The 25001-nt window shown below is 42.4% G+C and carries 39 protein-coding genes; 36 read left to right on the forward strand and 3 right to left on the reverse strand.

Features of this window, described 5'->3' with window-relative positions:
* Positions 1–95 precede the first annotated feature (95 nt).
* From thiD to truA, 35 genes are all read left to right on the forward strand, one after another.
* Positions 96–917: a bifunctional hydroxymethylpyrimidine kinase/phosphomethylpyrimidine kinase gene (gene thiD, locus AEQ18_RS07345; protein ID WP_054115694.1), complete on the forward strand. Its 822-nt coding sequence runs from the start codon at positions 96–98 to the stop codon at positions 915–917.
* On the forward strand, positions 910–1458 hold the full coding sequence (locus tag AEQ18_RS07350) for an ECF transporter S component (RefSeq protein ID WP_054115695.1): 549 nt from the start codon (positions 910–912) through the stop codon (positions 1456–1458). Before thiD ends, AEQ18_RS07350 begins: the two co-directional genes overlap by 8 nt.
* Before the next feature lie 299 nt (positions 1459–1757).
* Complete coding sequence (rpsJ, locus tag AEQ18_RS07355; RefSeq protein ID WP_003127966.1) at positions 1758–2066, forward strand: 30S ribosomal protein S10; 309 nt, start codon at positions 1758–1760, stop codon at positions 2064–2066.
* A 19-nt stretch (positions 2067–2085) separates the two neighbouring features.
* Entirely contained in the window at positions 2086–2715 is a 630-nt protein-coding gene (gene rplC / locus AEQ18_RS07360; RefSeq protein ID WP_054115696.1) for a 50S ribosomal protein L3, read from the forward strand.
* 29 nt (positions 2716–2744) lie between these two features.
* On the forward strand, positions 2745–3368 hold the full coding sequence (rplD, locus tag AEQ18_RS07365) for a 50S ribosomal protein L4 (protein ID WP_054115697.1): 624 nt from the start codon (positions 2745–2747) through the stop codon (positions 3366–3368).
* Positions 3368–3661 (forward strand): 50S ribosomal protein L23, encoded by a 294-nt coding sequence (locus tag AEQ18_RS07370; protein WP_054115698.1) that lies wholly within the window; start codon positions 3368–3370, stop codon positions 3659–3661. The genes rplD and AEQ18_RS07370 overlap by 1 nt, the downstream gene beginning before the upstream one ends.
* A gap of 39 nt (positions 3662–3700) precedes the next feature.
* On the forward strand, positions 3701–4531 hold the full coding sequence (gene rplB, locus AEQ18_RS07375) for a 50S ribosomal protein L2 (RefSeq protein ID WP_054115699.1): 831 nt from the start codon (positions 3701–3703) through the stop codon (positions 4529–4531).
* A 42-nt stretch (positions 4532–4573) separates the two neighbouring features.
* A complete protein-coding gene (gene rpsS / locus AEQ18_RS07380; protein WP_054115700.1) occupies positions 4574–4852 on the forward strand; it encodes a 30S ribosomal protein S19 in 279 nt (92 codons plus the stop codon).
* A 23-nt stretch (positions 4853–4875) separates the two neighbouring features.
* On the forward strand, positions 4876–5223 hold the full coding sequence (gene rplV / locus AEQ18_RS07385) for a 50S ribosomal protein L22 (RefSeq protein WP_003127973.1): 348 nt from the start codon (positions 4876–4878) through the stop codon (positions 5221–5223).
* A 13-nt stretch (positions 5224–5236) separates the two neighbouring features.
* Positions 5237–5893, forward strand: a complete 657-nt coding sequence (rpsC, locus tag AEQ18_RS07390) for a 30S ribosomal protein S3 (RefSeq protein ID WP_054115701.1) — start codon at positions 5237–5239, stop codon at positions 5891–5893.
* A gap of 2 nt (positions 5894–5895) precedes the next feature.
* Positions 5896–6330 carry a 50S ribosomal protein L16 gene (gene rplP / locus AEQ18_RS07395; protein WP_054115702.1) on the forward strand — a complete coding sequence of 145 codons (435 nt, stop codon included), beginning with the start codon at positions 5896–5898 and terminating at the stop codon, positions 6328–6330.
* Positions 6320–6508: a 50S ribosomal protein L29 gene (rpmC, locus tag AEQ18_RS07400; RefSeq protein WP_002288664.1), complete on the forward strand. Its 189-nt coding sequence runs from the start codon at positions 6320–6322 to the stop codon at positions 6506–6508. Before rplP ends, rpmC begins: the two co-directional genes overlap by 11 nt.
* A gap of 24 nt (positions 6509–6532) precedes the next feature.
* On the forward strand, positions 6533–6799 hold the full coding sequence (gene rpsQ, locus AEQ18_RS07405) for a 30S ribosomal protein S17 (protein ID WP_054115703.1): 267 nt from the start codon (positions 6533–6535) through the stop codon (positions 6797–6799).
* Between the two features lie 60 nt (positions 6800–6859).
* The gene (gene rplN / locus AEQ18_RS07410; protein ID WP_003128006.1) at positions 6860–7228 is read left to right on the forward strand and encodes a 50S ribosomal protein L14; all 369 of its coding nucleotides are present in this window, start codon (positions 6860–6862) and stop codon (positions 7226–7228) included.
* 35 nt (positions 7229–7263) lie between these two features.
* Positions 7264–7575 carry a 50S ribosomal protein L24 gene (gene rplX, locus AEQ18_RS07415; RefSeq protein ID WP_054115704.1) on the forward strand — a complete coding sequence of 104 codons (312 nt, stop codon included), beginning with the start codon at positions 7264–7266 and terminating at the stop codon, positions 7573–7575.
* Between the two features lie 27 nt (positions 7576–7602).
* On the forward strand, positions 7603–8142 hold the full coding sequence (rplE, locus tag AEQ18_RS07420) for a 50S ribosomal protein L5 (RefSeq protein ID WP_054115705.1): 540 nt from the start codon (positions 7603–7605) through the stop codon (positions 8140–8142).
* 18 nt (positions 8143–8160) lie between these two features.
* Positions 8161–8346, forward strand: coding sequence for a type Z 30S ribosomal protein S14 (locus AEQ18_RS15420; protein WP_003128010.1), 186 nt, complete (start codon positions 8161–8163; stop codon positions 8344–8346).
* 32 nt (positions 8347–8378) lie between these two features.
* Positions 8379–8777, forward strand: coding sequence for a 30S ribosomal protein S8 (gene rpsH / locus AEQ18_RS07425; protein WP_005227093.1), 399 nt, complete (start codon positions 8379–8381; stop codon positions 8775–8777).
* Positions 8778–8808: 31 nt separating this feature from the next.
* The gene (gene rplF / locus AEQ18_RS07430; protein ID WP_054115706.1) at positions 8809–9345 is read left to right on the forward strand and encodes a 50S ribosomal protein L6; all 537 of its coding nucleotides are present in this window, start codon (positions 8809–8811) and stop codon (positions 9343–9345) included.
* 56 nt (positions 9346–9401) lie between these two features.
* Positions 9402–9758, forward strand: coding sequence for a 50S ribosomal protein L18 (gene rplR / locus AEQ18_RS07435; protein WP_054115707.1), 357 nt, complete (start codon positions 9402–9404; stop codon positions 9756–9758).
* Positions 9759–9778: 20 nt separating this feature from the next.
* Positions 9779–10279 carry a 30S ribosomal protein S5 gene (gene rpsE / locus AEQ18_RS07440; RefSeq protein WP_003128014.1) on the forward strand — a complete coding sequence of 167 codons (501 nt, stop codon included), beginning with the start codon at positions 9779–9781 and terminating at the stop codon, positions 10277–10279.
* A gap of 13 nt (positions 10280–10292) precedes the next feature.
* A complete protein-coding gene (gene rpmD, locus AEQ18_RS07445) occupies positions 10293–10472 on the forward strand; it encodes a 50S ribosomal protein L30 (RefSeq protein WP_054115708.1) in 180 nt (59 codons plus the stop codon).
* Positions 10473–10512: 40 nt separating this feature from the next.
* A complete protein-coding gene (gene rplO, locus AEQ18_RS07450; RefSeq protein WP_003128016.1) occupies positions 10513–10953 on the forward strand; it encodes a 50S ribosomal protein L15 in 441 nt (146 codons plus the stop codon).
* Positions 10953–12248, forward strand: coding sequence for a preprotein translocase subunit SecY (gene secY / locus AEQ18_RS07455; protein ID WP_054115709.1), 1296 nt, complete (start codon positions 10953–10955; stop codon positions 12246–12248). Before rplO ends, secY begins: the two co-directional genes overlap by 1 nt.
* Before the next feature lie 60 nt (positions 12249–12308).
* Positions 12309–12953 (forward strand): adenylate kinase, encoded by a 645-nt coding sequence (locus AEQ18_RS07460; protein WP_054115710.1) that lies wholly within the window; start codon positions 12309–12311, stop codon positions 12951–12953.
* Between the two features lie 190 nt (positions 12954–13143).
* A complete protein-coding gene (gene infA, locus AEQ18_RS07465; protein WP_002288695.1) occupies positions 13144–13362 on the forward strand; it encodes a translation initiation factor IF-1 in 219 nt (72 codons plus the stop codon).
* Positions 13363–13394: 32 nt separating this feature from the next.
* Positions 13395–13511 carry a 50S ribosomal protein L36 gene (gene rpmJ / locus AEQ18_RS07470; protein ID WP_002288710.1) on the forward strand — a complete coding sequence of 39 codons (117 nt, stop codon included), beginning with the start codon at positions 13395–13397 and terminating at the stop codon, positions 13509–13511.
* A gap of 17 nt (positions 13512–13528) precedes the next feature.
* Positions 13529–13894: a 30S ribosomal protein S13 gene (gene rpsM, locus AEQ18_RS07475; protein WP_054115711.1), complete on the forward strand. Its 366-nt coding sequence runs from the start codon at positions 13529–13531 to the stop codon at positions 13892–13894.
* 26 nt (positions 13895–13920) lie between these two features.
* A complete protein-coding gene (gene rpsK / locus AEQ18_RS07480) occupies positions 13921–14310 on the forward strand; it encodes a 30S ribosomal protein S11 (protein WP_054115712.1) in 390 nt (129 codons plus the stop codon).
* A 79-nt stretch (positions 14311–14389) separates the two neighbouring features.
* Positions 14390–15328: a DNA-directed RNA polymerase subunit alpha gene (locus tag AEQ18_RS07485; RefSeq protein WP_054115713.1), complete on the forward strand. Its 939-nt coding sequence runs from the start codon at positions 14390–14392 to the stop codon at positions 15326–15328.
* A 71-nt stretch (positions 15329–15399) separates the two neighbouring features.
* Complete coding sequence (rplQ, locus tag AEQ18_RS07490) at positions 15400–15780, forward strand: 50S ribosomal protein L17 (protein ID WP_054115714.1); 381 nt, start codon at positions 15400–15402, stop codon at positions 15778–15780.
* Positions 15781–16048: 268 nt separating this feature from the next.
* A complete protein-coding gene (locus AEQ18_RS07495; RefSeq protein WP_054115715.1) occupies positions 16049–16888 on the forward strand; it encodes an energy-coupling factor ABC transporter ATP-binding protein in 840 nt (279 codons plus the stop codon).
* Positions 16864–17730, forward strand: coding sequence for an energy-coupling factor ABC transporter ATP-binding protein (locus tag AEQ18_RS07500; RefSeq protein WP_054115716.1), 867 nt, complete (start codon positions 16864–16866; stop codon positions 17728–17730). Before AEQ18_RS07495 ends, AEQ18_RS07500 begins: the two co-directional genes overlap by 25 nt.
* Positions 17720–18517, forward strand: a complete 798-nt coding sequence (locus AEQ18_RS07505) for an energy-coupling factor transporter transmembrane component T family protein (protein WP_054115717.1) — start codon at positions 17720–17722, stop codon at positions 18515–18517. Before AEQ18_RS07500 ends, AEQ18_RS07505 begins: the two co-directional genes overlap by 11 nt.
* Before the next feature lie 151 nt (positions 18518–18668).
* Positions 18669–19412: a tRNA pseudouridine(38-40) synthase TruA gene (gene truA, locus AEQ18_RS07510; protein ID WP_054115718.1), complete on the forward strand. Its 744-nt coding sequence runs from the start codon at positions 18669–18671 to the stop codon at positions 19410–19412.
* A gap of 50 nt (positions 19413–19462) precedes the next feature.
* Here the strand turns inward: truA and AEQ18_RS07515 are convergent, their stop codons facing one another.
* The gene (locus AEQ18_RS07515) at positions 19463–20716 is read right to left on the reverse strand and encodes an MFS transporter (protein WP_054115719.1); all 1254 of its coding nucleotides are present in this window, start codon (positions 20714–20716) and stop codon (positions 19463–19465) included.
* Between the two features lie 131 nt (positions 20717–20847).
* Between AEQ18_RS07515 and AEQ18_RS07520 the strand changes: the two genes are divergently transcribed.
* Positions 20848–21849 carry a helix-turn-helix domain-containing protein gene (locus AEQ18_RS07520; RefSeq protein ID WP_054115720.1) on the forward strand — a complete coding sequence of 334 codons (1002 nt, stop codon included), beginning with the start codon at positions 20848–20850 and terminating at the stop codon, positions 21847–21849.
* 51 nt (positions 21850–21900) lie between these two features.
* Here AEQ18_RS07520 and AEQ18_RS07525 read toward each other — a convergent pair whose 3' ends face one another.
* Both AEQ18_RS07525 and rpmB read right to left on the reverse strand, forming a co-directional pair.
* Complete coding sequence (locus AEQ18_RS07525; RefSeq protein ID WP_054115721.1) at positions 21901–24534, reverse strand: YfhO family protein; 2634 nt, start codon at positions 24532–24534, stop codon at positions 21901–21903.
* Between the two features lie 159 nt (positions 24535–24693).
* The gene (gene rpmB / locus AEQ18_RS07530) at positions 24694–24882 is read right to left on the reverse strand and encodes a 50S ribosomal protein L28 (protein WP_003128045.1); all 189 of its coding nucleotides are present in this window, start codon (positions 24880–24882) and stop codon (positions 24694–24696) included.
* Between the last annotated feature and the right edge of the window lie 119 nt (positions 24883–25001).

The following is a 25001-nucleotide window of genomic DNA, read 5'->3' on the forward strand; positions in this document are numbered from 1 at the left end:
CCACCTTTTATCAATTGGATGGTTCTAAAATAAGCCAAATGGCTCTTTTCGTCAAGGGGAAGATTGACTATACTGAGAAAAAAGGGGGCATGAAGATGGAAAAAGTATTAACGATTGCAGGCTCTGACTCAACAGGCGGGGCGGGGATCGAAGCCGATTTGAAGACATTTCAAGAGTATGGCACATTCGGATTTGCTTCGTTGGCATCGATTGTCACGATGGATCCGACGACGGGTTGGCAACACGAGGTAACAGCTATAGCAGCGGATTTGGTTGAAAAACAATTGATCTCAGCACTAGCTGGGGAAGCCATGGATGCAGTGAAAACAGGAATGCTAGGCAATGAACAAAATATCAAAGTGGCGGCGCGTGTAATCAAAGAGCGCGGGATCAAACAGGTTGTCATCGATCCAGTGATTGCTTGTAAAGGTACCGCGCATATTTTGCAACCAGAAAGTGTAGAGGCAATCATTGCGGATTTATTGCCGCTTGCCGAAGTCGCTACACCGAATTTGGTTGAGGCCGGTATATTGTCTGGGCTAGGGGATCTAAGGACGGTAGAAGAGATGAAAACAGCTGCCGCGAAGATCCATCATCTAGGAGCAAAAAATGTAGTGGTGAAAGGTGGTCACCGTTTACAAGGCAGCCAAGCGATCGATGTCTTGTACGATGGATCGACGTTCACAGTGTTAGAGGGACCTCGTATCGATACGGATTTTAACCATGGTGCGGGTTGTACTTTTTCGGCAGCTGTGACAGCCGGTTTAGCCAAAGGATGGACAGTGTTGGATAGTGTTCGTGTGGCGAAATCCTTCGTGGCAGCTGCGATCGAACAAGGAGTATCAATCAACCCGTATGTCGGACATGTATGGCATGGGGCGTATAATGAAGCAGAAAGAAGGATGCACCATGAATGATCGGAAGATTCAACGGGTGGTACTGGTCGCTCTTTTTGCCGCGTTGACTGTGATTGGTACAATGATTAAGATTCCACTGCCGACCGGTGCCTTCGTCCACTTAGGGAATGCGGTTCTTTTGCTGGCGGTATTGTTATTGGGCTATATCAACGGATCGCTGGCAGGTGGGTTGGGTTTTGCCATCTTTGATGTCTTGAATGGCTACGCCGCAGAAGCGCCCTATTTCATCCTGGAAAGTTTTATTGTTGGCGCAGCAGCGTACGGTGCCTTTCTTCTATTTAAAAAGAAACCCTATCGTGTCTGGCAATTGGTCGTTATTGGACTGGCAACAGGAATCGCCAAATTAGCGATGACACAAATCAAGAACACGGTGATGTTGTGGTTTATGGGGAGTGCCTTCTCACATGCGTGGGCGGCAGCGCTGGTCAAACTGCCGGCGACGGTGATCAATGTGACGGTGACGATCGTGCTGGTGGCCATACTTTATTTCCCATTGAAAGCAGCGATGGATCGTACATTTCGCGGTAGAATAAATGGATAAAAAAGAAGTGTACAATGCTTCTTTTTTTATTTCGTATAATTGAAGAAAGTTTTCAGAAAGAAATGCAAAAGAATCGCGCATTTCCAATAAAAAAAGCTTGCAATCAATGTTTATCCGTAATATAATCATAAAGGTGCTGTTTACGTAAAATGCGTAAGTCACACTGGCAGCAAAGAAATTTCTGCCGGCTACGAAACGAGAGGTTGCGACACGCCCGGACGCTTTGCCATGGACGAGCGTGACGGAAAATTTTCGTGGAGCTATGTCTACTTTTCAAAATAGGCGAAGGAGGGAAAACAATGGCAAAACAAAAAATTCGTATCCGTTTAAAAGCGTATGAACATCGTATTTTAGATCAATCAGCGGATAAAATCGTAGAAACTGCAAAAAGAACTGGAGCTGGCGTATCTGGTCCAATTCCATTACCAACTGAACGCAGCTTGTACACGATCATCCGTGCGACGCACAAATACAAAGATTCACGCGAACAATTCGAAATGCGTACACACAAACGTCTAATCGACATTGTGAATCCAACACCAAAAACAGTTGATGCTTTAATGAAGCTAGACTTGCCAAGCGGTGTAAACATCGAAATCAAACTATAATTAAATTGGAGGTGTAATCATGACCAAAGGAATCTTAGGGAAAAAAGTGGGAATGACACAAATCTTCACTGAGTCTGGCGAATTGATTCCAGTAACTGTAGTTGAAGCTACTGCTAACGTAGTACTACAAGTGAAAACAATCGAAAATGACGGCTACGAAGCAATTCAAGTCGGCTATCAAGATAAACGTGAAGTTTTGTCTAACAAACCTGCGAAAGGTCATGTTGCGAAAGCAAACACGGCTCCTAAGCGCTTCATTCGCGAATTCAAGAATGTAGAGCTTGAGGGCTTAGAAGTAGGATCAGAAATCAAAGTTGATATTTTTGAAGCAGGAGACATCATTGATGTAACTGGTACTTCGAAAGGTAAAGGATTCCAAGGCGTTATCAAACGTCACGGACAAAGCCGCGGACCAATGTCTCACGGTTCTCGTTACCATCGTCGTCCTGGTTCAATGGGTCCAGTAGCTCCAAACCGTGTCTTCAAAAACAAACGTCTTGCTGGCCGTATGGGTGGCGATCGTATCACGATCCAAAACTTGGAAATCGTACGTGTAGACGCAGAACGCAACGTTATTCTGATCAAAGGAAACGTTCCTGGCGCGAAAAAATCATTGATTACAATCAAATCAGCTGTGAAAGCTAAATAAACAGATAGGAAGAAAGGAGGAACTAAGGAATGCCGAATGTAGCATTATTCAAACAAGATGGAAGCCAAAATGGCGAAATTACATTGAACGAAGAAATCTTCGGAATTGAACCAAATGAAACAGTTGTCTACGATGCAATCATCATGCAACGCGCTTCATTAAGACAAGGAACACACGCTGTGAAAAACCGCAGTGCAGTTCGAGGCGGTGGCCGTAAACCATGGCGCCAAAAAGGAACTGGTCGTGCCCGTCAAGGTTCGATCCGCTCACCACAATGGCGTGGAGGTGGCGTAGTCTTCGGACCAACACCACGTTCATACAGCTACAAACTTCCTAAAAAAGTTCGTCGCTTAGCAATGAAATCTGTATTGTCAGAAAAAGTTGCTTCAAATAACTTGGTAGCAATCGAAGGATTAAGCTTTGATGCACCTAAAACAAAAGAATTCAAACAAGTTCTTGCTAACTTGACAATTGATTCTAAAGTATTGGTAGTTCTTGAATCTGAAAACGACTTTGCCGCTTTATCAGCGCGCAACTTGCCGAAAGTTTCTGTAGTAACTGCTGACAACATTAGTGTTCTTGACATCGTTTCAAGTGACAAATTACTTGTAACGAAAACTGCTCTTACTCAGATCGAGGAGGTGCTTGCATAATGAACTTACTAGACGTTATTAAACGCCCAGTGATCACTGAAAAATCAATGCTTGCCATGGATGACAAGAAATATACTTTTGAAGTGGACACAAAAGTAAACAAAACTTTAGTAAAACAAGCTGTAGAAGCTGCCTTTGACGGTGTGAAAGTGGCTAACGTGAATATCATCAACGTTCGTCCTAAATTCAAACGCATGGGTAAATATGCAGGATATACAAAAAAACGTCGCAAAGCTGTTGTGACTTTAACTGAAGGTTCAAAAGAAATTACAATTTTCGAAGCTGCTGAATAAGTAGTCTACGTATAAATTTTACATGGGAGGGAAAAAGACGTGGCGATTAAAAAGTACAAACCTACCACGAACGGCCGTCGTAATATGACAAGTTCTGATTTCGCTGAAATCACAACTTCAACACCAGAAAAAACATTGTTAGCTCCTTTGAAAAACAATGCTGGTCGTAACAACAACGGACGTATCACGGTTCGTCATCAAGGTGGCGGTCACAAACGTCAATACCGTATAATCGATTTCAAACGTAACAAGGACAATGTCGTTGCTACAGTTAAAACGATTGAATATGATCCAAACCGTTCTGCTAACATTGCGTTAGTACATTACGAGGATGGAGTAAAAGCATACATCTTAGCACCTAAAGGATTAGAAGTTGGCACAAAGATCGTTTCTGGTCCAGAAGCAGATATCAAAGTAGGGAACGCATTACCACTTGAAAATATTCCAGTTGGTACAGTTATCCACAACATTGAAATGAAACCTGGCAAAGGCGGACAATTGATCCGTTCAGCTGGTACAAGTGCACAAGTACTTGGTAAAGAAGGCAAATATGTATTGATTCGTTTGAACTCAGGCGAAGTACGTATGATCTTGGCTACTTGCCGTGCAACGATCGGTGCTGTTGGTAATGAACAACATGAATTGATCAACATCGGTAAAGCTGGACGCTCTCGTTGGATGCGTAAACGCCCAACTGTTCGTGGTAGCGTAATGAACCCTAACGATCACCCACACGGTGGTGGTGAAGGTAAAGCACCAATCGGACGTAAAGCACCAGTTTCTCCTTGGGGACAACCTGCTCTTGGGTACAAAACTCGTAACAAAAAAGCAAAATCTGACAAACTTATTGTTCGTCGTAAAACCAAGTAACATTTATGACCGTGTGTCACATATTTTGAGAGGAGGTACACCATGGGTCGTAGTTTGAAAAAAGGACCTTTCGTCGATGATCATTTGATGAAAAAGGTTGAAGCACAAGAAGGCGCTGAAAAGAAAAAAGTGATCAAAACTTGGTCACGTCGTTCCACAATTTTCCCGAATTTTATCGGATATACTATTGCAGTATATGATGGACGGAAACATGTACCAGTTTACATCCAAGAAGACATGGTAGGACACAAATTAGGTGAATTTGCACCAACAAGAACTTATCGCGGACATGCTGCCGATGATAAGAAAACAAGACGCTAATTTTGAGGGGAGGATATCCAAAAATGGCAGAACAAATTACATCAGCGAAAGCAACTGCTAAAACAGTCCGCGTTTCTCCTCGCAAATCACGTCTAGTTATTGACTTAATCAGAGGGAAAAGCGTTGCTGAAGCAATCGCGATCTTAAAGTTCACACCAAACAAAGCTGCAGGAATCATCGAGAAAGTCTTGATGTCAGCTATCGCTAATGCAGAAAATAATTTTGACTTAGATGTTGAAAACTTGATCGTTTCTGAAGCATTCGTTAACGAAGGACCAACTATGAAACGGTTCCGTCCACGTGCGAAAGGTTCAGCATCACCAATCAACAAACGTACAAGTCATATTACTGTAGTCGTATCAGAAAAATAAGGAGGGACAATCAGTGGGTCAAAAAGTACATCCAATTGGAATGCGCGTAGGCATCATCCGTGACTGGGATGCTAAATGGTATGCTGAAAAAGAGTATGCTGAATTTCTACACGAAGATTTGAAAATCCGTAAATTTATCGCATCTAAACTTGCTGATGCCGCAGTGTCAACAGTTGAAATCGAACGCGCAGCAAACCGCGTGAACGTTTCAATCCACACAGCGAAACCAGGTATGGTTATCGGTAAAGGCGGATCTGAAGTCGAAAACCTAAGAAAAGAATTGAACAGCTTAACTGGCAAACGAGTTCACATCAACATTGTTGAAATCAAAAAACCAGATTTAGATGCAAAATTAGTGGGCGAAGGAATTGCACGTCAATTAGAAAACCGTGTGGCTTTCCGTCGTGCCCAAAAACAAGCGATCCAACGCACAATGCGTTCTGGCGCTAAAGGAATCAAAACACAAGTTTCTGGACGTCTAAACGGTGCCGATATCGCCCGTTCAGAAGGTTATTCAGAAGGAACTGTTCCACTTCATACATTACGTGCGGATATTGATTACGCATGGGAAGAAGCAGATACAACATACGGAAAACTAGGAGTTAAAGTGTGGATTTATCGTGGAGAAGTTCTTCCAACTAAAAAAAACACTGAGAAAGGAGGGAAATAATCATGTTAGTACCTAAACGTGTAAAACACCGTCGTGAGTTCCGTGGTAAAATGCGCGGTGAAGCAAAAGGCGGCAAAGAAGTGGCTTTCGGTGAATACGGCTTGCAAGCTGTTGAATCTCACTGGATCACTAACCGCCAAATTGAAGCATCTCGTATCGCCATGACTCGTTATATGAAACGTGGCGGGAAAGTATGGATCAAAATTTTCCCTCACAAATCATATACATCAAAAGCTATTGGCGTTCGTATGGGTAAAGGTAAAGGGGCTCCAGAAGGATGGGTATCACCAGTTAAACGTGGAAAAATCATGTTTGAAATTGCCGGTGTATCTGAAGAAGTGGCGCGTGAAGCGTTACGTCTTGCTTCTCACAAATTACCTATGAAAACGAAAATCGTAAAACGTGAGGAAATGGGTGGTGAATCGAATGAAGGTTAAAGAAATCAGAGAATTAACCACTGCCGAAATGCTAGATCAAGAAAAACAATTGAAAGAAGAATTGTTTAATCTTAGATTCCAATTAGCAACAGGTCAATTAGAAAACACTGCACGTATCAAAGAAGTACGTAAATCGATTGCACGCATCAAAACTGTTTTGCGTGAACAAGCTAAGTAATAGTGGAAGGAGGCCATTTAGCGTATGACTGAAGAAAGAAATCAACGCAAAGTTTACCAAGGTCGCGTGGTATCCGACAAAATGGATAAAACCATTACTGTTGTAGTTGAAACAAAGAAAAACCACCCTATCTACGGAAAACGTCTGAACTATTCTAAGAAATACAAAGCACACGATGAAAACAACGAAGCAAAAGTTGGCGATATCGTGAAAGTTATGGAAACTCGTCCATTATCAGCTACGAAACGTTTCCGTCTAGTAGAGATTGTTGAAAAGGCAGTGATTATCTAATCACACGAGATTTTCCTATATAGATTGTGAATTGCAAAATCTGAAAGGAGGATACACATCGTGATCCAAGCAGAAAGCCGATTAAGAGTCGCGGACAACTCAGGTGCCCGTGAAATCCTAACGATCAAAGTCCTTGGCGGATCTGGTCGTAAAACTGCCAATATTGGTGATGTGATCGTTGCTACGGTCAAACAAGCAACGCCAGGCGGGGTTGTCAAAAAAGGTGACGTCGTTAAAGCCGTTATCGTTCGTACAAAATCAGGAGCACGTCGTACAGACGGTTCTTATATCAAATTTGATGAAAATGCTGCGGTAATTATCCGTGATGATAAGAGCCCTCGTGGAACTCGTATCTTTGGCCCAGTGGCCCGCGAATTGCGTGAAGGCAACTTCATGAAGATCGTTTCCCTAGCACCAGAAGTATTGTAATAGTGAGTCTTATCTAAAGGAGGTGCGAAACAAACATGTTTGTTAAAAAAGGCGATAAAGTAAAAGTTATCACTGGTAAAGACAAAAATAAAGAAGGCGTTGTGCTAGCAGCGTTTCCTAAAAAAGACAAAGTCGTTGTCGAAGGTATCAATGTCGTGAAAAAACACCAAAAACCTTCTCAAACTGCTCCTCAAGGCGGAATCGTCGAAATGGAAGCACCCATTCATGTTTCAAACGTGATGGTGGTTGATCCTTCGAACGGTGAAGCAACACGTGTAGGTTACAAAGAAGTTGACGGCAAAAAAGTCCGCGTTTCTAAAAAAACCGGCGAAGTTCTTGATAAATAATCAGATGAAGGAAGGAGGGGCTAACAGATGAACCGCCTTAAAGAAAAATATTCAAAAGAAGTTGTCCCATCATTAATGGACAAATTTAACTACAGCTCAATCATGCAAGCACCACAAGTTGATAAAATCGTTATCAACATGGGTGTAGGTGACGCTGTGTCAAACGCTAAAAACTTAGACAAAGCTGTTGAAGAATTACAATTGATCTCAGGTCAAAAACCATTGATCACTAAAGCGAAAAAATCAATCGCTGGCTTCCGTTTACGTGAAGGTATGCCAATTGGTGCGAAAGTAACATTGCGCGGCGAAAGAATGTATGAATTCTTAGACAAATTGGTCAGTGTTTCATTGCCACGTGTCCGTGATTTCCACGGTGTGAGCAAAAAAGCGTTCGATGGACGCGGAAACTACACTTTAGGTATCAAAGAACAATTGATCTTCCCTGAAGTTGATTACGATTTGATCGACAAAGTACGTGGTATGGATATCGTTATTGTAACAACAGCAAACACAGATGAAGAATCTCGTGAATTGTTAACACAATTAGGCATGCCATTCCAAAAATAAAAAAAGGAGGCGAACTACGTGGCTAAAAAATCAATGATTGCTAAAAACAAACGCCCTGCTAAATTCTCAACTCAAGAATACACACGTTGCGAACGTTGCGGACGTCCACATTCAGTTTATCGTAAATTTCATCTATGCCGTATTTGCTTCCGCGAACTTGCCTATAAAGGACAAATTCCCGGCGTGAAGAAAGCTAGCTGGTAAACTATACTCGCATAAAGGAGGTAAATTATCCCATGGTCATGACAGATCCAATCGCAGATTTTCTAACGCGCGTGCGTAACGCAAACATGGTTAAACACGAAAGCTTAGAAGTACCTGCTTCAAAAATCAAACGTGATATCGCTGAAATCTTGAAACGTGAAGGTTTCGTCCGCGATGTTGAATACATTGAAGATGACAAACAAGGCGTGATCCGCGTATTTCTTAAATACGGCAAAAACGGCGAACGTGTTATCACTAACTTAAAGCGTATCTCTAAACCAGGCTTGCGTGCTTATGTCAAAGCTGACGAAGTACCTAAAGTATTGAACGGTCTAGGAATCGCAATTATCTCAACTTCTGACGGTGTAATCACTGATAAAGAAGCGAGAGCAAAAAATGTTGGCGGCGAAGTAGTCGCTTATGTATGGTAATTTAAAATATTACACAAGGAGGTGCCTCTAAGTGAGTCGTATCGGTAATAAGATCGTCGTTCTTCCTGCAGGTGTTGAAGTCAAACAAGCTGGAAACGACATTACAGTTAAAGGACCAAAAGGTGAATTGACACGGACTTTCTCTTCTGATATTACAATGAATATCGAAGGAAGCGAAGTAACATTCACTCGTCCAAACGATAGTAAAGAAATGAAAACTATCCACGGAACTACCCGTGCAAACTTCAACAACATGGTTGTTGGTGTTTCTGAAGGTTTCCAAAAAGCGTTAGAATTGATCGGGGTTGGGTACCGTGCACAATTACAAGGTAAAAAACTTGTATTGAGCGTAGGTTATTCTCACCAAGTTGAAATCGACGCGCCAGCTGGCATTGAAATCGAAGTGCCATCTAACACTTCTGTTATCATCAAAGGAATCGATAAAGAAGTTGTCGGCGAATTGGCTGCCAATATCCGTGGCGTTCGTCCTCCAGAACCTTACAAAGGCAAAGGAATTCGTTATGTTGGCGAATTTGTACGCCGTAAAGAAGGTAAAACTGGTAAATAGTCGTAAACTTTTACGACTAGCAGCTTAGGCTAGCAAATATAAAGAGGTGACAAATTGTGATTACAAAACCAGATAAAAACAAGACACGTCAAAAAAGACATCGTCGCGTACGTAACAAAATCTCTGGTACTGCTGAGTGCCCACGCTTAAACGTGTTCCGTTCGAACAAAAACATCTACGCACAAGTAATTGATGACGTAGCGGGTGTGACGCTAGCAAGTGCCTCTGCCTTAGACAAAGATGTTTCAGGTGCAAACAAAACTGAACAAGCACAAGCTGTCGGTAAATTAGTCGCAGAACGTGCAGCAGCAAAAGGTATTAAAGTCGTAGTCTTTGACCGTGGTGGATACCTTTACCATGGCCGTGTAGCAGCTTTAGCTGAAGCAGCGCGCGAAAATGGACTAGAATTTTAAGAGAAGGAGGAACACCATTCATGGTTTATATTGATCCAAAACATTTGGAATTAGAAGACCGCGTTGTTGCGATCAACCGTGTTACTAAAGTTGTTAAAGGTGGACGTCGTCTACGCTTTGCTGCTTTAGTCGTTGTCGGTGACAAAAACGGACACGTAGGTTTCGGTACTGGTAAAGCGCAAGAAGTACCAGAAGCAATCCGTAAAGCAATCGAAGATGCGAAGAAAAACTTGGTTGAAGTACCAATGGTTGGTTCTACAATCCCTCACGAAGTTATCGGTGTATTCGGTGGCGGACGTATCCTAATGAAACCTGCTGTAGAAGGTTCTGGGGTCGCTGCTGGTGGACCAGTTCGTGCCGTATTGGAATTAGCTGGGGTAGCAGATATCACATCTAAATCTTTAGGTTCTAACACACCAATCAACGTTGTTCGCGCAACAGTTGAAGGTTTGAAACAATTAAAACGCGCTGAAGAAGTGGCAGCACTTCGCGGCAAATCAGTTGAAGAATTAATCGGTTAAGGAGGACAACATAATGGCTGAATTGAAAATTACTTTAAAACGCAGTATTATCGGACGTCCTCAAAACCAACGCGATACTGTAAAAGCGTTAGGTCTAACGAAAATGAACTCAACAGTTGTAAAACCTGCTAACGATGCAATCAAAGGCATGGTCAACACTGTTTCTCATTTAGTGGATGTTGAAGAAGTCTAAGGATCAGCAGATCTAGTTTGATTAAGGAGGTGCCAAACCTATGAAACTTCATGAATTAAAACCATCAGAAGGCTCACGCCAAGTACGTAACCGTGTTGGACGAGGAACTTCATCTGGTAACGGTAAAACAGCTGGACGTGGACAAAAAGGTCAAAAAGCTCGTTCAGGTGGCGGAGTACGTCTAGGATTCGAAGGTGGACAAACACCATTGTTCCGTCGTTTACCAAAACGTGGCTTTACCAATGTAAACCGCAAAGAATATGCAGTCATCAATCTTGATGTCTTAAACCGCTTTGAAGACGGTGCTGAAGTAACACCTGTTGCTTTACACGAAGCTGGAATCGTCAAAGACGAAAAAGCAGGAATCAAAGTATTAGCTAACGGAGAATTAACGAAGAAATTGACTGTGAAAGCAGCGAAATTTTCAAAAGCAGCTGAGGAAGCAATCGTTGCTGCTGGTGGATCAATCGAGGTGATCTAATGATCAAACTATTGAGGGATGCCTTTAAAGTAAAAGATATTAGATCAAGAATTTTGTTCACCGTGTTTATCTTGTTTGTCTTTCGTCTGGGAACACATATTACTGTGCCAGGCGTAGACGCAAGCCGCTTGGCTACTATTGCCGATTTACCATTCTTAAACATGTTGAATCTGGTCAGTGGTGGTGCCATGCAACAATTTTCGATTTTCTCGATGGGGGTCTCACCTTACATTACTGCTTCAATTGTGATCCAGTTGCTGCAGATGGATATCGTACCAAAATTTGTTGAATGGTCTAAGCAAGGGGAAGTCGGTCGGAAGAAATTGAATCAAGCAACCCGTTATTTGACATTGGTTTTGGCGTTTGTCCAATCAATGACATTGACCGCTGGATTTAACTACTACACGCAACTGGGCTTCGTAAACAACCCCAACGTGGCTACGTTTATCGTTATTGGTTTGATTCTGACTGCAGGCACGATGTTAGTGACTTGGTTAGGCGAACAAATCACGGAACGTGGTATTGGAAATGGTGTGTCCATGATCATCTTCGCAGGGATCATTTCACGCTTGCCGGCAAGCATCAAAGAGTTGGTTGAAGATTATTTCATTAACGTGGAAAAATCTGATATCTGGCTAAATGCCATCTTTATGCTGATTCTTGTTGTTGCTGTTTTGATCGTCATTACATTTGTAACGTATGTTCAACAAGCGGAACGCAAGATTCCGATCCAATATACCAAACGAGTAGCAGGCGCACCAACAAGCAGTTACCTTCCATTGAAAGTAAATGCTGCGGGTGTTATCCCAGTTATCTTTGCCAGCTCTTTGATCACGACACCAAATGCGATCATTCAAGCATTAGGCAGTTCGTACAGAGGCGAAACATGGTATGACGTTGTTCAAATGATTTTTAGTTATAACACCGTACCGGGTGCGATCGTATACACGGTCTTGATCGTTGCATTTACATTCTTCTACGCATTTGTCCAAGTGAACCCTGAGAAATTAGCGGAAAACTTGCAAAAACAAGGAAGTTATATTCCAAGTGTGCGTCCTGGTAAAGGAACTGAAGAATATGTATCACGCTTATTGATGCGATTAAGTACTGTCGGTTCAGTGTTCTTAGGCTTGGTTGCATTGCTGCCAATCATTGCACAAATGGTTTGGAATTTACCGCAATCGATCGGGTTAGGTGGAACGAGTCTATTGATCATTATCGGTGTAGCTCTGGATACTGCCAAGCAGTTAGAAGGACTTATGCTGAAACGGAAATATACTGGTTTTATCAATTAAAGTTATTGAGGTGTTGAGGATTTCCTCAACACTATTCAAAAACTTACAGGAGGAATTAGAATGAACCTCATTTTAATGGGATTACCTGGTGCCGGAAAAGGTACTCAGGCAGAACGTATCGTTGCTGAATACGGTCTTCCTCATATTTCAACAGGCGATATGTTTCGGGCTGCTATGGCGAACGAAACAGAACTAGGCCTTAAAGCAAAATCATACATGGACCAAGGTGCATTGGTTCCTGATGAGGTAACCAACGGTATCGTCAAAGAACGTTTGGCAGAGCCCGATACGGAGAAAGGCTTCTTATTAGATGGCTTTCCTCGGACATTGGATCAAGCCAAAGCCTTGGACGAGATGTTGAAAGACCTCAACAAAAAGATCGATGCAGTGATTGATATCCATGTTCCTGAAGAAGTTCTTGTAGAACGTTTAGCCGGCCGCTTCATGTGCCGCAATTGTGGGGCAACTTATCATAAATTGTTCAATCCGCCAAAAGTGGAAGGAACTTGTGATCGTTGTGGAAGTCATGACTTCTACCAACGTGAAGATGATAAGCCTGAGACGGTCAAAAATCGTCTAGCTGTCAATATTGAAAGCAGTCAACCAATCTTGTCTTATTATAAAGACCAAGGGTTATTGCAATCAATTGATGGGGATCGCGACATCGATGCTGTCTTCGAAGATGTGCAACACATCATTGACTAATCATAGATTGCCCGAGACCAACTTGCAGCTTAAAACTTTCTCTTGAAACCTTTGACAGGATATGGTAGAATATATCAGTCCGACTTCTACCTTTTTTGTAGGGTGGGAGCATAGTTTGAGAATATCAGGTGGGAACCGCGTTTCCGCCATTTTATCGTGTGAAAATCACAAGTACAAGGAGGTACTGTGCGTGGCAAAAGAAGATATGATTGAAGTCGAAGGTACAGTCGTCGAAACTTTGCCGAATGCAATGTTTAAAGTAGAATTGGAAAACGGACACCAAGTTCTAGCGACCGTTTCTGGTAAAATCCGGATGCACTACATTCGTATATTACCTGGAGATAAAGTAACGGTGGAATTATCACCGTATGATCTGAACCGTGGCCGCATTACTTATCGCTTTAAATAATTGTACTCCGTAAAACCACAGGAGGTATTATCATGAAAGTAAGACCATCAGTAAAACCAATGTGCGAACATTGTAAAGTAATTCGTCGTAAAGGACGCGTTATGGTGATTTGCCCAGCAAATCCAAAACATAAACAACGTCAAGGATAATTGGAGGTGTAACAAATATGGCTCGTATTGCAGGAGTAGATATTCCTCGTGATAAACGTGTGGTCGTTTCACTTACTTATATCTATGGTATTGGTAACACGACTGCAAAACAAATTTTAGCAGACGCAGGTGTTTCTGAAGAAGTTCGCGTTCGTGACTTAACGAATGAACAAACAGACGCTATCCGTGCGGAAATCGATAAATTAAAAGTTGAAGGTGACTTACGTCGCGAAGTGAACTTGAACATCAAACGCTTGATGGAAATTGGTTCATACCGTGGGATCCGTCATCGTCGTGGATTGCCAACTCGTGGACAAAACACGAAAAACAATGCACGTACTCGTAAAGGCCCGTCTAAAACAGTCGCAGGCAAGAAAAAATAATTTCTAAGTGAAGGAGGTTAAACTTCATGGCAGCAAAAAAAGTGAGTCGTAAACGCCGTGTGAAAAAGAATATTGAAGCGGGTATTGCACATATTCACTCAACATTCAATAATACAATCATTATGATCACTGATACTCATGGTAATGCGTTAGCATGGTCATCAGCTGGTTCATTAGGTTTCAAAGGAAGCAAAAAATCTACGCCTTTTGCCGCTCAAATGGCAGCAGAAACAGCTACCAAAGCAGCAATGGAACACGGATTAAGAACTGTAGAAGTAACAGTTAAAGGACCTGGTTCTGGACGTGAAGCAGCAATTCGTTCATTACAAGCAGCAGGTTTGGAAGTGAGTGCAATCCGTGACGTGACGCCAGTCCCTCATAATGGATGCCGCCCTCCAAAACGCCGTCGTGTTTAATGAGTGCTGCTCATTTTGAGTGTAACAAAAACGTCATTGAACAAGACACTTTTCGTTTTGAAAGGGGTAAAAGATAAGAATGATTGAATTCGAAAAACCAAGAATCGCAAAGATTGATGAAGACAAAGATTATGGCAAGTTCATCGTTGAACCTCTAGAAAGAGGCTACGGAACTACACTAGGGAATTCCCTACGTCGTATTTTATTATCTTCTTTACCTGGTGCGGCAATCACCAATATTCAAATCGATGGAGTTTTACACGAATTCTCTACTGTTAAGGGCGTTCGGGAAGACGTTGCTCAAATCATCTTGAATATTAAAGGTCTTGCATTGAAAATGTACGGGGATGAAGAAAAAACCCTAGAAATCGATATTTCTGGACCTGCTACAGTAACTGCTGGCGATATTATCGTTGACAGCGATGTAGAAATCCTTAACAAAGATATGTATATTTGTACCGTTTCTGAAGGTGCCAACTTCCATGCTCGCTTAACAGTGAAACCTGGTCGCGGCTATGTTCAAGCGGACGAAAACAAAAAAGAAGATATGCCGATCGGTGTTCTTCCTGTTGATTCTATCTATACACCAGTACGTCGTGTCAACTACCAAGTAGAAAACACACGTGTAGGCCGTCGTGATGATTTCGACAAATTAACGATGGAAATTTGGACAGATGGTTCTATTGAGCCATTAGAAGCAATGAGTCTTTCTGCAAAAATCATGACTGAACATTTAGACATCTTTGTCAACCTAACAGATGAAGCGAAAAACGCTGAAATCATGGTAGAAAAAGAAGAAACACAAAAAGAAAAAATGTTAGAAATGACGATTGAAGAATTAGATTTATCTGTTCGTTCATATAACTGTCTAAAACGTGCAGGAATCAATACTGTACAAGAATTGACTAACAAATCTGAACCTGAAATGATCAAAGTAAGAAACTTAGGCCGTAAATCTCTAGAAGAAGTCAAAGTGAAATTACATGATTTAGGGTTAGGATTACGTAAAGACGATTAAACCGTTTTCGACTGCGTTAGTTCGGTTCGTTTAACCGAAACAACATTTCGAAAGTGAAGGAGGGAAACCACGTGAGTTATCGTAAACTAGGACGCACATCTAGCCAACGTAAAGCGATGTTGCGTGATTTGACAACTGATTTATTCATTAACGAACGTATCGTTACGACTGAAGCGCGTGCGAAAGAAGTTCGTTCAACTGCAGAAAAAATGATCACTTTAGGTAAACGTGGTGATTTGCATGCACGTCGTCAAGCAGCCGCATTCGTACGTAATGAAGTTGCTAGCGTTCGTGAAGAAAACGAAGAAGTAGTCATTGAATCTGCTTTGCAAAAACTATTCAATGATATCGCTCCTCGTTACACAGATCGCCAAGGCGGATACACACGCATCTTGAAGACAGAACCAAGACGCGGAGATTCTGCACCAATGGTTATCCTAGAACTTGTTTAAAATCACACTTATCATCACTTTATAGATGTTTATTAAGAGTGTTATGATGTTGGAAGATCCTTTCCGAGTCTAGCTCAGCGCATACACCTCGATTTTTCGAGGTGTACGCACTCATCATAAAGTGCTTTTTTTTTACTTTCGATTACCTGTCTTGACAGGTCATGGCAAGTGGAAAAAAGAACTGTCTACAAATCAATGAGAATGATTGAAAATCACCCTCTTTTTTGGTAGTGTTAGAAAGAATCAATCGCATTTGAAGGAGTCTATTATGAAGCCAATCATCGAATTAAAAGAGATTACTGTGCGTTATCATGAAGAAGAAGACCGTGCCGCTTTAAATAAAGTATCATTTTCTATCAATCAAGGAGAATGGGTGGCGTTGATCGGTCATAATGGTTCTGGGAAATCTACATTGGCGAAAACGATCAATGGCTTGATTTTGCCCCAGGAAGGATCCGTTTCTGTAGGCAGTAGGCCTTTGGATGAAGCCAATATCTGGCAAATACGCAAAATGGTCGGTATGGTCTTCCAAAACCCAGACAATCAATTTGTCGGTTCGACTGTTGAAGATGATGTTGCTTTTGGTTTAGAAAACCAAGGTATACCGAGAGAAGAGATGCTGGTACGTGTCAAAGACGCTTTGGAACAAGTACGGATGAGTGAATTTTCTACGCGAGAACCAGCACGTTTATCTGGCGGTCAAAAGCAGCGGGTGGCGATTGCCGGAGTCGTGGCCCTACGTCCTGATATCATTATTTTGGACGAAGCAACCAGTATGTTGGATCCTGAAGGAAGAGAAGAAGTGATCTCTACCATCAAAAAGATCAAAGAGCAAAACAACTTGACTGTCCTATCCATCACCCACGATATTGATGAAGCAGCCAATGCCAATCGTGTGTTGGTGATGCGAGAAGGGGAATTGGTTCGTGAGGGAACACCAGCAGAAATCTTCTCAGCTGGGCCAGAGTTGATTGGCTTAGGGCTGGATCTGCCTTTTCCTGAAAAATTAAAAGCAGCATTGGCACAGCGGGGGATCCGTGTGCCTAAGGACTATTTGACTGAAGAAGGGATGGTGGATTGGTTATGGACATCCATTTTGAACAAGTAGGCTTCACATATCAGCCGCATTCACCCTTCGAACAACGGGTTCTTTTTGATATTGATCTAACGATCAAGGAAGGTTCATACACGGCGTTGGTTGGCCATACAGGCAGTGGAAAATCGACCTTGTTGCAACATTTGAATGCTTTGTTAAAACCAACCAGTGGTCAAGTAACGATTGGTGAGCGCGTGATCAAGCCAGATACTGACAACAAGAACTTAAAACCGCTGCGCAAAAAAGTGGGTATCGTTTTTCAATTTCCTGAGTCGCAGCTTTTTGAGGAAACCGTTGCTCGAGATATAGCATTTGGCCCTAAAAACTTCGGCGTGACAGAAGAAGAAGCGCAACGACTAGCCAAAGAATATATTCAATTGGTTGGACTAGATGAAAGCTACCTTGATCGCTCTCCATTTGACTTGTCAGGTGGTCAAATGCGCCGAGTGGCCATTGCAGGTGTCCTAGCGATGGAACCTGAGGTGCTCGTGCTAGATGAACCTACAGCAGGGTTAGACCCACAAGGTCGCAAAGATATGATGGAGATGTTTGAACGGCTCCACAATGAAAAGAATATGACCATCATTTTGGTGACCCATTTGATGGATGATGTAGCCAATTACGCGGATTACGTCTATGTTTTAGAAAAAGGACATATCGTAAAAAAAGGCACCCCAGCAGTTGTCTTTCAAGATATCAAGTGGCTGGAAGAAAAGCAGTTAGGTGTTCCAACCGCGACTGCGTTTGCGGCGCATTTGCAAGCCAAGGGCATTTCTTTCGATGGCTTGCCGCTGACTGCAGACGAATTGGCGGATGTCCTAGTCGCAAAGGAGGTTGCAGCCAATGATGAATAAATTGATATTTGGCCGTTACATTCCTGGTGACTCTCTGATTCATCGCTTGGACCCAAGGGTCAAATTGATTGCGAGTTTTTACTTTATCGCGATTATTTTTCTGGCCAACAACTGGCAGAGTTATCTACTGGCAGCCGTGTTTACCGTATGTTGTATTGTGCTCTCTAAAATTGATTTTGGCTTCTTTGCCCGAGGCGTACGGCCTTTATTATGGCTGATCTTATTCACTGTCGCATTGCAGATTTTGTTTACGACAGGCGGGACTGTGTATTGGTCATGGTGGATCTTCAATATCACAGAGTATGGGTTGCAAAACGGGGTCTTTATCTTCTGTCGGTTTGTCTTGATTATCTTTATGTCGACATTATTGACACTGACCACACAGCCGTTAGAATTGTCGGATGCGATCGAGTATATTTTGCGGCCGCTAAAAGCTGTTCGCTTTCCTGTACACGAGATTTCTCTCATGTTGTCGATTGCATTGCGCTTTGTTCCGACATTGATGGATGAAACTGAGAAAATCATGAATGCACAACGAGCCCGAGGTGTCGACTTTGGTGAAGGTGGACTATTGCAAAAAATGAAAGCCATCGTTCCTTTGTTGATTCCCTTGTTTGTCAGCAGTTTCAATCGAGCAGAAGATTTGGCTACAGCGATGGAAGCCCGTGGCTATCAAGGTGGCGAAGGCCGAACGAAATATCGTGTCTTGCATTGGCATCAACGAGATACATGGGTTGTAGTCGTCTATGCATGCTTTACGATAGCACTGATTTTTTTAAGAGGCTAAAAACAAAAAAAGGACCGTGGCTGAAGACAATATAGCACAAGTCTGATGAATTGCTGGCACCGCTCATGTTGAATGAAGGGTGGGCGAGGACCTCAGCGCTGCGCATTTGTCTAAGCAACGGTTCTTTATTTTAATGAAATAGGTGAATGAAATGGTACGATACAAAGCAACGATTGCGTACGACGGCACCAACTTCCAAGGCTTTCAAAGACAGCCGAACGGACGGACAGTGCAAGAAGAGATTGAAAAAACATTGACCCGCATGAACAATGGCCATCCTATCCAAATCCATGGGTCAGGGCGAACTGATGCAGGGGTCCATGCAGAGGGCCAAGTCATTCATTTCGATTTTCCCCAAACGAGGGTCCTCGAAAAAATGCGCTTCGGTTTAGATACCCAAACACCAGAGGATATAGCAGTCAAAGAAGTGGAAATCGTTGATGACCAGTTCCATGCCCGCTATTTAGTACAGGAAAAGACCTATCAATTTCGCGTCGACATCGGTAAGCCCCGCAGCCCGTTTCGGCGGCATTATGCCAGTTATTTTCCTTACCCATTGGATGTAGAAAAAATCCAACGTGCCTTGCCAGATTTGCTAGGCACCCATGATTTTACCAGTTTTTGTGCAACAGGCAGTTCTGTGGAAGATAAGACCCGCACAATCTATGAAGCAACAATGGCGGTCAATGCTGCTGGGGATGAATTGATATTTACATTTCGCGGAGATGGCTTTCTCTATAAAATGATTCGGATCATGGTAGGGACATTGCTGAAAATCGGGAACGGACGTATGGCGCCAGATAGCTTGCCAGAGATCATTGCCCAAAAAGACCGCAACGCCGCCGGACCTACAGCGCATCCTGAAGGCTTATATCTATGGAAAGTATCATATTAGCATAAACAAAGCGGCCATCTTTCAATGAAGGATGGCCGCTTTTGTGATCGTTACATGTCAACTTTTGATCGTTCTACAGGTCTTTTTGCTTTATATGCTGTATAGCAGGCGAAAGCAGCAACAGTTATGGATAAAACAATATATAGGAGCCAGCTCCAAAGGATCAATGAACGGTTCGCTATGCCTAAGAAGACCAATTGACCGATTGGCCCGCCTAACATCACCACTGTCGAGATAAAGCCGCTAACGAGGGCTAGTTGTTTTTCATCGATTTCCCTAATGATATAGGCTGAAAGGCGCGGATTGATTTTACCAATCAAATAACCGACAACAAAGAGCGAGATCATCATCCACCAGCGGTTGCCAATCACTAAGAAATTCACTGCCGCCAGTGCCATCATGACGGAGGTATAACCAATCAATTGAATCAACCCCATTTTAGAAAACCAATCATTGGTGAATAGAGCACCGGCAATCATGCCAATCGATGTGGCGATTCCCGTCATCGCCACTGTATTGCCGTATGAGGCAAACCAAAGATTTGCAGCAGTCAATAAATCAATATTCATCAGCCCGGAGGTACTGGCGGCTAATGTGTTGATCATCAAAGCGAAGAACAATACTTGTCTTAGGAAAGGACCAGCAGTGACCAAATGAAAGGCACTTGTTGTATTTGCAAAAATACGCCCGTGATTCTGGCTCGGGGGTGTATGATCGATGAAACAGGGGCGATGCAGAAAAATGACAATAGCAGCCAAGAAGAAAGTCAAAGCGTTGATCGCACCGAATAAAGCAAATTGGTGGTTCATGAACACGATCGCCCAGGCACCGATCCCTTGGAAAATAATCTGAATCGTTGTTTGACAAGCCATTTGAAAGCCCATTGCTTGATCCAATGCTGCTGCGGGAACTAAACGTCTGACATAAGGCAATTGTAATCCGCCACTATAAGCGCCAAGGCAATCGGATAAAATATTGATTGCTAAAAGGAGCAAAAATGTAATCAAACTTGGGGGTAACTGGATCAACCAAGCCAAGAGTAAAAACAGCACACCTTGAAACAGCCGACTTGTCATCATCCAGCGTACTTTCCGTTGCGTGCGATCCGCCAAATGACCAGTAACGATTTGTAGTAAGTTAGGCACCAGCATCGCCATTGAGGCCAGTGATACCGCAAGTGTGTTGAAAGGAAGTGTACTGGCATAGATCACAAAAACGATATTGAATAAGCTCATGCCGATCCCGGTTAAGAGGGCAGCGTTGACGAGGGCACGATAGCCTTTGTTGTGCAGATAGACTTGCATTGATTCATCACATCACTTTCTAGTAGTTGTATAGTTAGTATAGATTCCTTTATACTAGGAAGGTAAATAATTCCACTATAGTGGAATGATCTTCGATGCATCGTCTATTTATTTTAGAAAAGGAGTTTCTCATGGAAGAAGGAAAATTGTTTAAGCAGTTACGCCAAGCGCGGGGATTTACACTGGCACACTTGTCGGATGACCTGAATAGCCGCTCATTTATCAGCAAGTTTGAAACTGGCGCATCAAATATTAGTTTGCATCGTTTAGAGCATTTATTGGGAAAAATCAATGTTTCCTTCGAGGAATTTTTGTATTTGCGTGCCTTGGATCAAGGAACAGCCCACTTTGAACACGTGCTTTATACACCGATGTACTTGACAAGTGTATTTATAGAACAACTAGATCGAGTACTTACTATCAATAAAGATGCCTACTCGAGCGCTGAATCCATGCAGCGGGGGATACGACAAATCACAGCGCTAAAAAAAGAGATCGCTGACAAGCAAGACAGTACCTTCATCTTATTATATGCTGACTCTATCCAGCATACTTTTAAAGTCAATCTTGAGGGAGATGTTGCGCAGACCCAGACAGAGGCGCAGACGCAAAGGGAGCACTTTTTTGAGACCTATCGGATTCGTACCCGCCCTGTCGTTTCATACCTATTGAAAGTCGATGATTGGGGTGTCTATGAGGTGTTGCTGTTTCGCTATTTTCAGTTCTTATTTCCAATTGATACATCTCATCGTCTGTTAAAAACGGCGATTTCTCGAACCCAAAAAGAATCTGGGTTAGCTGTGATGCGAGAAGTACAATTAGATTTGCTATTCAGCACTTTTAGTACGTTTATCAACTTTCGCCATTTTGAGTGGGCCAAAGAAGCATTGGATTTGGCAGAAGAAATCTTATTCGATCGAGGAGATTTAATGAATAGCGCCAATTTGCTTTGTTATCAAGGGTGGTATTGGTATATTTTGGGTGATATAGAAAAGGGGATACAAAAGTTTGACCAAGGGTTATCTGTTTTTCGGATTTTGAAACAACCCAAGCAGGTCAGTCTGTGGGAAATGATGTTGAAGAGTGTAAAGAAAAATGCGTTGGATCCAAACAGATATTTGGTGTTTAGATAGAGAAAACCACGGGTATGTCCTAAACATGCCCGTGGTTCTTTATGCTTCAATCTATTTTTCTGAGTCATCTATTTCTAGAGCTTGCGCGCGTCGCGACAAGTACTTTGGGTATAACCAAAGAAACAAGATGAACAACGCGATGCAGACAAAGAACAAGCAAACACCTGGTAAGAATCCTTGCGGTAAATAGGTCAATTTCAGCTGATGCGTACCACTAGGGATCGTCATACTGATAAAGCCATCTTGGAAGGCTGTGATTGGTACCGATTCACCATCTAAAGTCGCTGACCAGCCCTTATCGTAAGGGATCGTTGTCACCAATTGTTGTTCTGTATCCGTGGTGATCTCAGCTTCCGCACTGCGCTTGCCAACTGTCATCTCAACACCGCGTTCTTGGATGGCGTTGATGGCTGATTGGTATGCTTGGGTATCCAAGGTCACGACTTGCGGATTCTGGAATGAAATCTCATCTGTACCGTAAAAACTTGCAGTAAATTGTACCGTCGTTGCTTCATCAAAGGTACCTAAATCATAGTATTGTCCATTGATACTGATTTGCGTTTCTCGTTTGATCCCATTGACGGTAACAGTAGCAGATGAACTGTCGAGTTCGCCAAAGTTCGCTGGGTACAAACTGAGATAGGCTTGTGTATGGGCAGGGACTTCTACTTGCCAAGTCACTTCTTTTGCTTCATTAAATGTTTGTTCAGTCAATTTTGTATACATGCCATCATCTGAGATATCCGTATTTTCTGTATGGATCACAGTGATAGGCTGAAAGGAAAAATACGTATAATTGGCGTTTGCCAAACCGTTGATCAAATTGGTTTGACTAGTCAAATTATCATTTGCGGGTTGTTCAATATCCTTGATTGTTGGATCAGCTAAGAAAGCCAGTGGCAAAGCGTTCTTGTTTTCATACAACTTGTAGGCACCTGATTCACCCACACGCTCAAAGCCATATTTTGTCAGGTTTTGTTTTGAGATATTATATTTGATTCCTGTAAATGCATCCATCAGCAACGTATTGTTCAAATAACGAATGTTCAAGTTGGTTCCACGGGACCGAAATCCTAGTTGGTCTAGATAACTGGAAGAATTGCGGTTCCTGATTGAAGAAAACATGCTGACGCCGCTGTAGCCATAATTGATACTATCATTTGAAGAAACTGGATCTAAGTTCTCAAGACGGAAAAAAGTGTCGTTGGCTTCATTCGCTTGGGTAACAAGTGTGCGGATATCATCATAGGGTTCTGTATACAGACTACGAGAGGCATAATTCCAATCATCCAAAATCCCCCGAAGCATGCCGCTGGTATTGACCGCCATTTCGCCGCAGACGAAGACCAGCATCAACAGGGACACTCTTTTCTGAGTGAGTAAGCCTACTTGTCCAAAGCTGACACACAGAAGATAGAGAATCAGAAAAACGATCGTCAATGCAAACGAAGTGATCGTGACATAGTCGTAACTGTCTGCACCTTTTAAGGCATAGGACAGTGCGAAGACAACAATCGTCGATAATCCAATAATGACAAATAGACCGCGGTCTTTTTGCTGCAACTGTTCCCAGCCATAACCGGCAAGCATGATCACCAAGAATGAAAAGAGATAGGCATAACGAAAAAGAAACATATTAGGCGCATGCATCCCATGCCAAAACAAATTCAACGGTACGATATAAAAACTGGCAATCAAAATGCCGAATAAGCATCCATAAAGCAATTTATCTTTCAATGGTACTTTTCTTGAAACGAAATACAATATACAGAACAACAATGGTACTAGACCAATGTAGATAAAAGGGATCGATCCGTATTTGGTTGTATCGTAGACGCCAACCATGTTCTTCATCACGATATCCAAGACATCAGTCGCTTCAGTTTTAAATTTTGTCACTGTGGTCAAGGCCTCACCGTTAGAGTGCAAATCCATAATGGCTGGTAAGACGATGATCATTGAGGCACCACCAGCGAGGAGCGCTGTCAGGCTATATGGAATCACGGCACCTTTGGCTTGTGTCCAATTGCGTCCCAACTCTACAAGACAGTATAGGACGGAAAAAACACCAATCATGAACCCCATATAAAAACTAGACAAAAATAGCAGCAGATAACTGACAAATAAGAGAAGCGGTTTGCGTTTTTGGATCAACCGATCAATACCCAAAATGACCAGTGGCAAATAGATCATCGCATCCAACCACATGATCAATTCAGAGTGGGCTGTTATGAAAGACATCAACGCATAACATACGGACAAAGTGACATGCTGCCAACGCTGCACTTTGAAAGTTTGACTCGCATAAAACCAAAATGCTAGTCCGGCACTGCCAATCTTGATCAAGGTTAGGAAATACAGCGCATCTGGCATCAACTGGTTTGGAAAGAACAAGACCAGCGGCGTGAAGATCCCGCCCAAATAATAAGATATCAGTGCCAAATAATTCAGACCCAATGAGGCATTCCACGTATAAAAAATACTTTGTTTACCTAATAGCATATTGCGAAAGCTCGCATGGAAATTTGAAAATTGTGAAAAGGCATCACTAGCCAATACGCTGCGGCTGCTCCCAGGATATATGCCAATCGTTAAATAAATCAGCGCCATGATCAAAAAGGGCAAGAAAAAACTAGCCAGCATATAGCGGCGATGTTCTTTAACAAAAGCTTTGATAGTTTGCACGAATAGTCACCTATTTCTTATGAAGTTTTTTCTTAGTTTACCACAAGTAAATAGATTAAAAAAACAATCGCCTGCTGACTTTAATGAAAACATAAGTGCATCCAAAGAAAAAATGCACAAAAAAAAGACCGTTCCTTAGAACGGCCTGAAAAGGTGTGGTTACACGCGCTCAACTTTTCCAGATTTCAAAGCACGAGTTGACACCCAAACTTTTTTAGGTTTTCCGTCAATCATAACGCGAACTTTTTGCAAGTTAGGTTTCACAGTACGTTTTGTCGCATTCATTGCGTGAGAACGATTGTTTCCACTTGTAGTTTTACGTCCAGTAAAGTAACAAACTTTAGCCATGTGGTTATTTCCTCCTTTGCCTTGATGTTGGAGCGCTATTTCAGCTCATACCATCTGAATTTATCATAGAATGCTGAAAAATGCAAGTGTAATTTCCAGGAAACATTGACTTTTCACAG

This window comes from Enterococcus sp. RIT-PI-f (assembly GCF_001297065.1).
Classification (GTDB): Bacteria; Bacillota; Bacilli; order Lactobacillales; family Enterococcaceae; genus Enterococcus_D.

Coding starts and splice junctions, on each gene's coding strand:
- truA (WP_054115718.1), top strand. CDS start 18,669: ATGGTACGATACAAAGCAACGATTGCGTACGACGGCACCAACTTCCAA.
- thiD (WP_054115694.1), top strand. CDS start 96: ATGGAAAAAGTATTAACGATTGCAGGCTCTGACTCAACAGGCGGGGCG.
- rpmJ (WP_002288710.1), top strand. CDS start 13,395: ATGAAAGTAAGACCATCAGTAAAACCAATGTGCGAACATTGTAAAGTA.
- rplX (WP_054115704.1), top strand. CDS start 7,264: ATGTTTGTTAAAAAAGGCGATAAAGTAAAAGTTATCACTGGTAAAGAC.
- rplD (WP_054115697.1), top strand. CDS start 2,745: ATGCCGAATGTAGCATTATTCAAACAAGATGGAAGCCAAAATGGCGAA.
- AEQ18_RS07500 (WP_054115716.1), top strand. CDS start 16,864: ATGGACATCCATTTTGAACAAGTAGGCTTCACATATCAGCCGCATTCA.
- secY (WP_054115709.1), top strand. CDS start 10,953: ATGATCAAACTATTGAGGGATGCCTTTAAAGTAAAAGATATTAGATCA.
- rpsK (WP_054115712.1), top strand. CDS start 13,921: ATGGCAGCAAAAAAAGTGAGTCGTAAACGCCGTGTGAAAAAGAATATT.
- AEQ18_RS07350 (WP_054115695.1), top strand. CDS start 910: ATGAATGATCGGAAGATTCAACGGGTGGTACTGGTCGCTCTTTTTGCC.
- rpsJ (WP_003127966.1), top strand. CDS start 1,758: ATGGCAAAACAAAAAATTCGTATCCGTTTAAAAGCGTATGAACATCGT.
- AEQ18_RS07495 (WP_054115715.1), top strand. CDS start 16,049: ATGAAGCCAATCATCGAATTAAAAGAGATTACTGTGCGTTATCATGAA.
- rplC (WP_054115696.1), top strand. CDS start 2,086: ATGACCAAAGGAATCTTAGGGAAAAAAGTGGGAATGACACAAATCTTC.
- rpmB (WP_003128045.1), bottom strand. CDS start 24,882: ATGGCTAAAGTTTGTTACTTTACTGGACGTAAAACTACAAGTGGAAAC.
- rpsH (WP_005227093.1), top strand. CDS start 8,379: ATGGTCATGACAGATCCAATCGCAGATTTTCTAACGCGCGTGCGTAAC.
- rplV (WP_003127973.1), top strand. CDS start 4,876: ATGGCAGAACAAATTACATCAGCGAAAGCAACTGCTAAAACAGTCCGC.
- AEQ18_RS07505 (WP_054115717.1), top strand. CDS start 17,720: ATGATGAATAAATTGATATTTGGCCGTTACATTCCTGGTGACTCTCTG.
- rplP (WP_054115702.1), top strand. CDS start 5,896: ATGTTAGTACCTAAACGTGTAAAACACCGTCGTGAGTTCCGTGGTAAA.
- rpmD (WP_054115708.1), top strand. CDS start 10,293: ATGGCTGAATTGAAAATTACTTTAAAACGCAGTATTATCGGACGTCCT.
- AEQ18_RS07520 (WP_054115720.1), top strand. CDS start 20,848: ATGGAAGAAGGAAAATTGTTTAAGCAGTTACGCCAAGCGCGGGGATTT.
- rpsQ (WP_054115703.1), top strand. CDS start 6,533: ATGACTGAAGAAAGAAATCAACGCAAAGTTTACCAAGGTCGCGTGGTA.
- AEQ18_RS07485 (WP_054115713.1), top strand. CDS start 14,390: ATGATTGAATTCGAAAAACCAAGAATCGCAAAGATTGATGAAGACAAA.
- AEQ18_RS07370 (WP_054115698.1), top strand. CDS start 3,368: ATGAACTTACTAGACGTTATTAAACGCCCAGTGATCACTGAAAAATCA.
- rplO (WP_003128016.1), top strand. CDS start 10,513: ATGAAACTTCATGAATTAAAACCATCAGAAGGCTCACGCCAAGTACGT.
- rpsM (WP_054115711.1), top strand. CDS start 13,529: ATGGCTCGTATTGCAGGAGTAGATATTCCTCGTGATAAACGTGTGGTC.
- rplE (WP_054115705.1), top strand. CDS start 7,603: ATGAACCGCCTTAAAGAAAAATATTCAAAAGAAGTTGTCCCATCATTA.
- AEQ18_RS07515 (WP_054115719.1), bottom strand. CDS start 20,716: ATGCAAGTCTATCTGCACAACAAAGGCTATCGTGCCCTCGTCAACGCT.
- rpsE (WP_003128014.1), top strand. CDS start 9,779: ATGGTTTATATTGATCCAAAACATTTGGAATTAGAAGACCGCGTTGTT.
- rpsS (WP_054115700.1), top strand. CDS start 4,574: ATGGGTCGTAGTTTGAAAAAAGGACCTTTCGTCGATGATCATTTGATG.
- rpmC (WP_002288664.1), top strand. CDS start 6,320: ATGAAGGTTAAAGAAATCAGAGAATTAACCACTGCCGAAATGCTAGAT.
- AEQ18_RS07460 (WP_054115710.1), top strand. CDS start 12,309: ATGAACCTCATTTTAATGGGATTACCTGGTGCCGGAAAAGGTACTCAG.